This window comes from Eikenella sp., from assembly GCF_057315495.1.
This window is the reverse complement of record NZ_DBHKXY010000024.1, coordinates 62,478-72,177: the sequence shown is the minus strand read 5'-3', so window position 1 is coordinate 72,177 and position 9,700 is coordinate 62,478. Positions and strand designations below refer to the sequence as shown.

The window sequence follows — 9,700 nt, the reverse complement described above, 5'->3', positions numbered from 1 at the left end:
CATCAATATGCTTATTAGCATTGTCTTCCCATTTATACATTTCCATCAGAAAACCATTTAATACAGTTTCGATACTTTCATTCATAACGTAATCCTTTTTGGTTATTAAGCTTCCCACATAAAATAAAATACTTCATTAACAATATCAGTAGGTTGTATCCTGCTGTTAGCAGGCATAGCGTGGGCAGAACGGCCACAGGATGCGTAATTTATGCCCACGCGCTTTTTAACTTCGTTGAAACTGCGTTTTCAGGTAACCTGAAAGGGAAAAGGGCTGCCTGAAAAGCCGTTTCCAACCTTTCAGGCAGCCTGCACATGCGCCTTACAACTCAATCCCTTTCAGCTTCGCCACGGTATTGATGTCTTTATCGCCGCGCCCCGACAGGTTCACCAGAATCACTTGGTCTTTGCCCATCTTCGGCGCGTTTTCCACCGCCCAAGCCACGGCGTGGCTGGATTCGAGCGCGGGAATGATGCCTTCAAAGCGGCACAGTAAATCAAACGCTTCCAGCGCGGCATCGTCATTCGCCGCATGGTATTCCACACGGCCGATGTCGGCCAAATGGCTGTGCTCGGGGCCGATACCGGGGTAATCCAAGCCTGCGGAAACGGAGTGCGTCCCCAAGACTTGGCCGTTTTCGTCCTGCATCAGGTAGCTGCGGAAGCCGTGCAATACGCCGATAGGGGCTTTGCTGGTAATCGGCGCGGCGTGGTCGGGGGTGTCCACGCCCAAACCGCCGGCTTCCACGCCGACGAGGCGCACGTTTTCTTCGCCGATATACGGGTGAAACAGTCCGATGGCGTTCGAGCCGCCGCCCACGCAGGCTACGGCAACATCAGGCTGGCGGCCGATAGCAGCCTGCATTTGTTCTTTGGCTTCGTTGCCGATAACGCATTGGAAATCGCGCACCATTTCGGGATACGGCGCGGGGCCGGCGGCGGTGCCGATGATGTAGAACGTATCGTCCACGCGGGCGACCCATTCGCGCATGGCTTCGTTCATCGCGTCTTTCAGCGTGCGGCTGCCGCTGTCCACGCTGACCACGTTCGCGCCCAATAATTTCATGCGGAACACGTTGGGCATTTGGCGCTGGATGTCGTCCGCGCCCATGTACACGTCACAAGTCATGCCGAAGCGGGCGGCGACGGTGGCAGAAGCCACGCCGTGCTGACCCGCGCCGGTTTCGGCGATGACGCGTTTTTTGCCCATGCGGCGGGCAAGCAATGCCTGACCGATGGTGTTGTTTACCTTATGTGCGCCAGTGTGGTTCAAGTCTTCGCGCTTCAACCAGATTTGCGCACCGCCCAAATGCTCGGACAATCGCGCGGCATGGTAAACGGGGCTGGGCCGGCCGACGTAGTGTTTCAAATCGCGGTGGAACTCTTCCCAAAACGACGGGTCGTTTTTCGCTGCTTGGTAGGCCGCTGCCAATTCTTGCAGGGCGGGAATGAGCGTTTCGGCCACATACAGGCCGCCGTGTTCGCCGAAAAAGCCACGCTCGTCGGGTGCTTGGTAGTTTTGCATGGTTCGTCCTTTAGTAATGGGGTAGAAAGGCTACCTGAAAATGCCAAACCCGTTTCAGGTAGCCTTCATGAATATCAAGGACTCCATTCTAACCGCTTATCCCGCGCTTTCCAAAGCCCGTTTTCTCGCCGCGCCCCATTCCGAAGCCGCAATCCCCGCCGCCACCAAGATTAAGGCCGTGAGCACATAGCCGCCCAGCCGCTCGTCTGGAAAGGCCGCCGCGCCCACCAGCGCGCCGAACACCGGCAGCAGGTTCATCGTGAGCGCCGCCCGCCCCGCGCCAATCGCAATCACGCTTTCCATATAAAACAGCTTGGACAAAATCGCAATAAACACAGAAACATAAAGCAGCAGCAGCCAAGCCTGCCACGGCGGCATTCGGAAGCCCTTCTCCACCCCTTCCCACACATAAAACGGCGCGCTTACCACCACCGCCGCCACACACATCGCCCACAGCAGGCTCGCCCAGTGCACCTTCGGCGCAGCGCGCAGCGCCAGCGAATAGCCCGCATAAATCAAGGAAGTCACCAGCGCCAGCGCATCCCCTTGCGACAAACCCGTTTCCAGCAGCGCGGCCGGATTACCCCGGCCCACCACCCACACCACGCCCGCAAACGACAGCCCCACCCCCAGCCATTGCAGCCAATGCGCCCGCTTGCGCCAAAACAGCACCTCCGCAAGCAACACCATCACCGGAATCAGCGCCGTGATAATCGACACATTCACCACCGACGCCCCGCGCGCAAACGCGCTGTAGAGCACAATATTGAACAGCGCAACCCGCTGCCGCCCACCAGCAACAGCCACAACGCACGCGGTTTGAGCGCAGGCAGATCCTCCCGAATCCGCGCGCGGAACAGCCACGAAAGCAGCAAGGCCGCCAGCACCCAGCGCCAAAACGTAAACTCATAAGGCGAAAGCCAAGCCTTGCCCAGCTTGCCCGCCACATTGCTCGTGGCCCAGAACGCCGGTGCCAAAAACAGCATCACATACGGGTGCGGCAGGCCGTTTGCCTGCCAAATACGGAAACGCATGGTTTCATCCTCTTGCAACAGCCCGCCGCCAGCGGAAGGCTACCTGAAAAATATTTATCACGAAAACACAGTTGCTTACTGGCGAAGATTGCATGCCATGCTCAGGACGGCAGGCAACAAAAAACGCCCCGATAAATCGGAGCGCATCATCCCGTTGCCGCGGCAGAATCCGTTCTGCCGCCTGCGGCCAATCAAACCGGGCAGCATCCCGCCCAAACCGGCCGCGAGTTCCCTCCGCCGGCATTAACCGGTTCAGGTGCAACGGGTATGTTCTCAGCCGCACAAGGCAGCACCCCGACTCAAGGGGGCGGATTATAGTGGAATTCCCAATCCGCTGCTATGGCGTGGCGAGCCTGGCTGTATTGCTGCTGCATATTTGAGTAGGGTAGAGTTGCACACAGCCGTTTGAAGTGCCAAACCTTTTCAATTTTCAGGTAGCCTCAAGTTACCCTTGATATAAGGCTACTTGAAAAACTATGCTCGTATTATCATTATTTCAAAACATATTATTGTAGTCATACGCATATATATCACTCTCATCCAAAGTCCAAATATGCCCATCTAGCTTATCAACCGATATCGATCCGCCTACTCTCTCTCCATCGGAAGTGGAGAATATCCACCTTAATGGATCAAATATAGCGCATTCTAGATTGTCAGGAATGATGAGGTTGTTGTTTTTTATATATTCCATAGCAATATCAATAGCTTTACTTTTTGAGATGTGAGACATGTCTCTATATTCAATAGGAACATTCCATACTGATATTTTCTCATCTCTAATCATTTTTGTGATAGGAATCAGCTTTATCCTGTGAATACATACGCCTAAATATCCGGTGTATAAAACATTTTCTTGATAACTAAAATTTATATCCAATAACTCAAGAAATTTCAGATAATTCCGATTAAATTTTTCTTTTATATAAATGTCACATATGTTGTTCATAATTCAAGTCTATTTAATCAAATAGCCTCATCTGTGAATACATCGGAAAAAGTAGATTAGCTTAACTGCAGGCATGACCCAAATATCGGAGCAGATAAATAGAATACTGCTCCAAGGCTTGCAGTCCAAACCAAACTACGCCTGCCGTCCTTCCAATTTTCAGGTAGCCTCAAGCCACTTTATAAAGGCTACCTGAAAACTACACCAATCCCGCCATCTCGAAAAACGCCCGGTACGCTGCCGCCTTTTTCTGCAAACTCAGCGGATACGCACGTGAGGTGGAAGGCAGGCGGGTGAGGGTGAGATTCCGTCCTGCCAAAGTGAAGGGCAGCGTTTCGCCGGTTTTCGGCATTTTCGGCCCATCGGGCAGCAGGGAGAGCAGCACTTCGGTAGCCTTGCCGCCGGTGGTGCATATATGGCGGCAGCGCGGCAGCCGGGCGAGCACGGCGGGCAAATCCACGGTTTCCACCACGCGCAGGAATTGGTCGGCGGCATTGTCTTGCTCGCGCACGGCCTTGAGCACGGTGGGGCAGGAAGCGATGCCGCGCTCATGCAGGAAGGCTTTGATTTTTTCCGCGTCAAACGCTTTCTCGCCGATTTTTTGAAAATGCGCGGCATCGTTGAAGAACACCAACCCGTACACGCGCCACATGTCGTTGATGAAATTGGGATAGTGAAACTGCATGGCGTGCTTTTCCGCCTTGGGCGGGAAGGTGCCCATCATCATCACGGTGGCTTCGGGCGGCAGCAGGGCGGGAAAGGGGTGGCTTTCGATTTCGGGCATGGCGGCAGTGCAATAATTTTGGGAGCTTCATTATAAAGCGAATAAAAGTGGGAGCCGTTCGATTTTTCCCGCCGGCTATGATAAAGTAGAACCAAGATAAAAGTTTGTTCAACCCTTACCCACTCGAAAGCGAGAAAATAATGTTCCCAGAATATCGCGACCTCATCAGCCAGCTCAAACAATCCGACAAACGCTTTGCCCGTCTGTTTGACGAACACAACGAGCTGGACGAAAAAATCGCCAATATGGCCAAAAACCCGGTTACCGGCAATTTGGACGAAGTGGAAGTGCTGAAAAAACAGAAGCTGCATCTGAAAGACCAGCTCTATCAAATCCTGAAACAGCACGACAAAAATAAGGCCTGATTAAAAACAGGCTCAGAAGGCTACCTGAAAGTTTGGCTTCGCAGAACTTAGCTGCGCTGCGTTTCAGGTAGCCTTTACTGCTTTAAATACGGCCGAAGCTGCCGCTTAACAAACTCTGCCGTTTCCATACAGATAAATACAAAAACTGGACATTTCCCCCACTATCGCTGAAAATGTGCATCTTGCCTGCCAGCGGCAAACTGCGTTTTCAGACGCAATTATTCATTTCAACCGAATTTAAACTGCCTCCCAGCATGAAACCCGCCATCCTCGTTATGCACGGCCCCAACCTCAATCTTTTGGGGCAGCGCGAACCGGAAATCTACGGCCGAACCACCCTTGCCGACATCAATGCCGGCCTACAGGCGCGCGCCGAAGCTGCCGGTTTTGCCTTTGAAGCCGTGCAGAGCAATGCCGAAGCCGTGCTGCTTGAGCGTGCCCAGGCGGCCATGGCCGACCATACCGCCTTCATCATCATCAACCCGGCAGCCTACACCCACACCAGCGTCGCCCTGCGCGATGCGCTCGCTGCCGCCGGCAAACCCTTTATCGAAATCCACCTCTCCAACGTGCACGCCCGCGAGCCCTTCCGCCGCCATTCCTATTTTTCCGATTTGGCGCAGGGCGTGATTTGCGGGCTGGGTGCGCACGGCTATTCCGCCGCGCTGGATTTCGCCATTGAATACTTGCAACAAAAACAGGTCGGCTAAAGCCCGGCTCCGAATCCCTTAAAAGGACCTCTCATTATGGATTTACGCAAACTCAAAAAACTCATCGACTTGGTGGAAGAATCCGGCATTGCCGAGATTGAAGTAACCGAAGGCGAAGAAAAAGTGCGCATTACCCGCTCGCTGGCTGCTCCGCAGCCCGTGTATGCCGCTGCGCCTGCCGTGGCTGCCGCTCCGGCCGCTGCCGCGCCCGCTGCAGCCGCAGGCGCGCCTGCCGCCCCCGAGCGCGATTTGAGCAAGGCGCAAACCTCGCCCATGGTAGGCACTTTCTACCGCGCCCCCGGCCCGAACGCGCCGGCGTTTGTGGAAGTGGGCCAGAGCGTGAACGCCGGCGACACCTTGTGCATCATCGAAGCCATGAAGCTGATGAACGAAATCGAAGCCGAACGCAGCGGCGTGGTGAAAGAAATTCTGGTGGAAAACGGCCAGCCGGTAGAGTTTGGCGAGCCGCTGTTTATCATCGAATAATTTTTCAGGTAGCCTTTTTGCCTGTTTTATCGGTGCATGCCTATGGGAATGACTGTTGAAATGCATAGGGTATCGGAGGAGAAACTCAGGGCATATGCCTCCGATTCCCGCCGTTTTCGGAAGTTTTTGGACAAAGAGTGGTCGTTTGACGATCCGAGCGTGCTGTATGTGGATAAATATTGGGATGCGCTGACTTTTCTCGTAAGCGGACAACCCCGTACTGCTGAAAACGAGGGGGAGTTGCTTACCCATGTTATTCTTGGTTATTCCCGTATCCAATATCGTTTCGAACATATTCCCGCGTTTTACATATCTGTGAAAAAAGTTGGTTTCTTCAATTGGGCGCTATCCGAACTATCGTTGGAAGAGGCGAGGCAACGCTGCAATGTAACAGCTATGGCAGAAGCCGATGTTTATTTGTCGGATGCTTGGGCAAATGATGATGAAGCATGGGCTGATTTACAGCCCTTACTAATCGACCTGAAAGCATTCTATGCCGCCGCAGGAAAAAACCGAGAAGCTGTAATCAGCTTATTTAACCATTAAATTCAGTGGTATCCGAATGAAAGAGTGAATTTCATGCTGAAAAAAGTCCTCATCGCCAACCGTGGCGAAATCGCCCTGCGCATATTGCGCGCCTGCCGCGAAATGGGCATCGCCACCGTGGCCGTGCATTCCACTGCCGACAACGACAGCCTGCACGTTAAGCTGGCCGACGAATCCGTCTGCATCGGTCCCGCCCCCTCTGCACAGAGCTATCTGCACATTCCCTCCATCATTGCCGCCGCCGAAGTAACCGGCGCCGACGCCGTCCACCCCGGCTACGGCTTCCTGGCCGAAAACGACCGCTTTGCCGAGCAGGTGGAGGAATCCGGCTTCATCTTCATCGGCCCGCGTGCCGATACCATCCGCCTGATGGGCGACAAAGTGTCTGCCAAAAAAGCCATGCTCGAGTCCGGCGTGCCTTGCGTGCCCGGTTCGGACGGCGCACTTCCCGACGATCCCGACGAAATCCTGAAAACCGCCGAACGCGTGGGCTACCCCGTGATCATCAAAGCTTCCGGCGGCGGCGGCGGGCGTGGCATGCGTGTGGTGGAAAAGAAAGAAGACCTGATTAAGGCCGTGGAAATGACCAAGGCCGAAGCCGAAGCTGCCTTCGGCAACCCGATGGTGTATATGGAACGCTTCCTGCAACGCCCGCGCCACGTGGAAGTGCAGGTGCTGGCCGACGAGCACGGCAACGCCATTTATCTGGGCGAGCGCGACTGCTCCATGCAGCGCCGCCACCAAAAGGTAATCGAAGAAGCGCCCGCGCCCGGCATTACCTCCAAAGAGCGCGAGAAAATCGGCAAAGCCTGCGTGGCCGCCTGCAAACGCATTGGCTACCGCGGCGCCGGCACGTTTGAATTTCTGTATGAAGACGGCGAGTTTTTCTTCATCGAAATGAACACCCGCGTGCAGGTGGAACACCCCGTAACCGAGCTGATTACCGGTATCGACATCGTGCAGGAACAGCTGCGCATCGCCGCCGGGCTGCCGCTGCAATACAAGCAAAAAGACGTGGTAATCCAAGGCCATGCTTTTGAGTGCCGCATCAATGCCGAAGACCCCTACAGCTTCATCCCCAGCCCGGGCTGCATCACCAGCTGCCATCTGCCCGGCGGCTTCGGCGTGCGCGTGGACAGCCACATCTACCAGGGCTACCGCATCCCGCCGAACTACGACAGCCTCATCGGCAAAATCTGCGTGTATGGCAACGATCGCGAGCAGGCCATCGCCAAAATGCGCGTTGCCCTCTCCGAGCTCACCGTGAGCGGCATCAAAACCAATGCCCCGCTGCACGATGACCTGTTCCGCGACCCCGGCTTCGCCAAAGGCGGCGTGAGCATCCATTATCTGGGGCACTGGCTGGAAGAGCGCAAAGTGCAGCTGCAAGCTGAAAAGCAGGCTGAAAAATAGTTTGTTGTGTTCAGATGAATCAAAGGCTACCTGAAATTTTCAGGTAGCCTTTTTCTGAATCCGCTTAGTGGAAGATTACGTCGTCTTCATCATCCTGAAACAGGAATTGCGCGATGAAATTGTAGAAATCTCTACGCGGCTTCCAGTTGTTTTTCAATAGCACGCGACCTTGCGGCGTATCGATACGGGCGTGCATAAACGAGCCGGGTGATTCGATTTGCGAGAATTTAGATTTAATGCCACGAATTTCCCGATACACCACAACGTGTTCTTTAAACAGGGTTTGCAGGATAAAGCCGTGTTCGTACAGCGTGAGGCGCGATCTGATTTGGTCGGCCACATAAGTGCCGTAGCAGACGGTAAACAGCACGTTGAATAGCCCAACATTAGCGTGGATGCCCTCGCCCATGCCGGCTATATTCCAAATAAACATCAGGAGCAGGAAGATAATGGTGGCGAGGAAGGTCCAAGTGAGGGTGTGGCGGAAGGTGGCGAGCTGCCGGCCTAGTTTGCGGTGGCGCATGGTGTGTGTCTCTTTGAATTTATGAAGGGGTTGATTGTGATATAAACAATCAATATCTGCTTGTTTTGATTAATTTCTGCCTTTTCAGGTAGCCTGTAGGCAACAGTGGGTGGCGAATATGAATGAATACCTCCATTCCGCGGGCAGCTTGCCCAAGGCTACCTGAAACTGCTGTTGCCCTCGCGTGTTACAATAGCCACCCTTTCCCGCCGGAATCAGGTGCATACCATTTTAACTTCGTTGAAGCGAATGCTTTCAGGTAGCCTTTCCGGCTTTCCACATCATTCCAAGAAAGTTACCCCATGAAACACATCATCCGCCGCAATAGCGAGCCCAACAGCGGCAACTGGGAGCGCGACACGCTGGAAAAACTGCTGCTCGAAGCCTATCGCGAGCAGCGCCGCGCCCGCATTTGGAAGCTCATTTTCCGCCTATTGCTCATTGCCTTTCTGGCGCTCTATTTGTTTGCCATTTTCGGCAATATCGGCAGCCTCAATCCCGCCTCCGCCGGGCCGCACACTGCCGTAATCCGCCTCGAAGGCGCGATTACCGCCGGCGAAAACCAGGCCGGGAAACTGCGCCAGGGTTTGGAGACTGCCTATAAAAACAAACAGGTGCGCGGCATCATCATCCGCGCCAACAGCCCCGGCGGCTCGCCCGTGGTATCCGGCGTGGCCTATCGTGAAATCCGCCGCCTGCGCGCCGAACATCCCGGCATCCCCGTGTATGTGGTGGCCGAAGACATTTGCGCCTCCGGTTGCTACTACATCGCCGCTGCCGCCGACAAAATCTATGCCGACCAATCCAGCATCGTCGGCAGCATCGGCGTGGTTGGCAGCAGCTTCGATCTCACCGGCCTGATGCACAATATGGGCATCCAGCGCCGCCAGCGCACCGCCGGCAGCAACAAAGGCATGGGCGACCCCTTCAGCCCGGAAACCCCCGAGCAAACCGCCATCTGGCAAGGCATGCTGGACGACATCCACCAGCAATTCATCAAAGCCGTGCGCGACGGGCGCGGCAAACGCCTGAACGAAGCGGATAATCCCGACCTGTTCAGCGGCCGCGTGTACACCGGTAATGAAGCGCTCAAAACCGGCCTCATCGACGGCCTGGGCGATATCTACAGCGTATCGCGCGACATCATCAAAGCCCCCGAGCTGGTGGATTACACCCCCGCCGACGACATCAGCCGCCTGTTCAGCAAAGGCGTAGGTGCCAGCGTGCGTCAAGGCTTGCAGGAGGCAGTGCAGGAGCAGCCATGGTAGGTATTTAGTATGTGGTCTTGGTAATTAAAAGGCTACCTGAAACTATTTTTAAGCAACACGCTTTTTACGCCGGCCAAAGGCGAACAAAAAACGGCAA

General features: G+C 54.7%; 12 protein-coding genes and 1 riboswitch. Of the genes, 6 read left to right on the top strand and 6 right to left on the bottom strand.

What is annotated here, in order from left to right; translation table 11 throughout:
• Positions 1-322 precede the first annotated feature (322 nt).
• The 5 genes from trpB to ACO6EE_RS03845 form a co-directional block, all read right to left on the bottom strand.
• On the bottom strand, positions 323-1,525 hold the full coding sequence (gene trpB, locus ACO6EE_RS03865; protein ID WP_485959356.1) for a tryptophan synthase subunit beta: 1,203 nt from the start codon (positions 1,523-1,525) through the stop codon (positions 323-325).
• 96 nt (positions 1,526-1,621) lie between these two features.
• Positions 1,622-2,245: a DMT family transporter gene (locus tag ACO6EE_RS03860; protein WP_485959355.1), complete on the bottom strand. Its 624-nt coding sequence runs from the start codon at positions 2,243-2,245 to the stop codon at positions 1,622-1,624.
• Between the two features lie 2 nt (positions 2,246-2,247).
• Positions 2,248-2,559, bottom strand: a complete 312-nt coding sequence (locus ACO6EE_RS03855) for an EamA family transporter (protein WP_485959354.1) — start codon at positions 2,557-2,559, stop codon at positions 2,248-2,250.
• A gap of 212 nt (positions 2,560-2,771) precedes the next feature.
• Positions 2,772-2,866, bottom strand: a riboswitch (TPP riboswitch).
• Between the two features lie 189 nt (positions 2,867-3,055).
• Complete coding sequence (locus ACO6EE_RS03850; RefSeq protein ID WP_485959353.1) at positions 3,056-3,508, bottom strand: hypothetical protein; 453 nt, start codon at positions 3,506-3,508, stop codon at positions 3,056-3,058.
• Between the two features lie 199 nt (positions 3,509-3,707).
• Positions 3,708-4,292, bottom strand: coding sequence for a uracil-DNA glycosylase family protein (locus ACO6EE_RS03845; RefSeq protein ID WP_485959351.1), 585 nt, complete (start codon positions 4,290-4,292; stop codon positions 3,708-3,710).
• Positions 4,293-4,432: 140 nt separating this feature from the next.
• Between ACO6EE_RS03845 and ACO6EE_RS03840 the strand changes: the two genes are divergently transcribed.
• From ACO6EE_RS03840 to accC, 5 genes are all read left to right on the top strand, one after another.
• Positions 4,433-4,657, top strand: a complete 225-nt coding sequence (locus tag ACO6EE_RS03840; protein WP_485959349.1) for an HP1242/YdcH family protein — start codon at positions 4,433-4,435, stop codon at positions 4,655-4,657.
• A 254-nt stretch (positions 4,658-4,911) separates the two neighbouring features.
• Positions 4,912-5,367 carry a type II 3-dehydroquinate dehydratase gene (gene aroQ, locus ACO6EE_RS03835; RefSeq protein ID WP_485959347.1) on the top strand — a complete coding sequence of 152 codons (456 nt, stop codon included), beginning with the start codon at positions 4,912-4,914 and terminating at the stop codon, positions 5,365-5,367.
• A 36-nt stretch (positions 5,368-5,403) separates the two neighbouring features.
• Positions 5,404-5,853, top strand: a complete 450-nt coding sequence (gene accB / locus ACO6EE_RS03830) for an acetyl-CoA carboxylase biotin carboxyl carrier protein (protein ID WP_485959345.1) — start codon at positions 5,404-5,406, stop codon at positions 5,851-5,853.
• Positions 5,854-5,901: 48 nt separating this feature from the next.
• Positions 5,902-6,399 carry a DUF1877 family protein gene (locus tag ACO6EE_RS03825; RefSeq protein WP_485959343.1) on the top strand — a complete coding sequence of 166 codons (498 nt, stop codon included), beginning with the start codon at positions 5,902-5,904 and terminating at the stop codon, positions 6,397-6,399.
• Positions 6,400-6,432: 33 nt separating this feature from the next.
• Positions 6,433-7,812, top strand: a complete 1,380-nt coding sequence (gene accC, locus ACO6EE_RS03820; RefSeq protein ID WP_485959342.1) for an acetyl-CoA carboxylase biotin carboxylase subunit — start codon at positions 6,433-6,435, stop codon at positions 7,810-7,812.
• A gap of 64 nt (positions 7,813-7,876) precedes the next feature.
• On the opposite strand, the gene ACO6EE_RS03815 is transcribed toward accC, so the two are convergent.
• Positions 7,877-8,335 carry a DUF6585 family protein gene (locus ACO6EE_RS03815; protein WP_485959341.1) on the bottom strand — a complete coding sequence of 153 codons (459 nt, stop codon included), beginning with the start codon at positions 8,333-8,335 and terminating at the stop codon, positions 7,877-7,879.
• A 302-nt stretch (positions 8,336-8,637) separates the two neighbouring features.
• On the opposite strand from ACO6EE_RS03815, the gene ACO6EE_RS03810 reads away from it, so the two are divergent.
• Positions 8,638-9,603, top strand: coding sequence for a S49 family peptidase (locus ACO6EE_RS03810; protein ID WP_485959340.1), 966 nt, complete (start codon positions 8,638-8,640; stop codon positions 9,601-9,603).
• Positions 9,604-9,700: the final 97 nt, after the last annotated feature.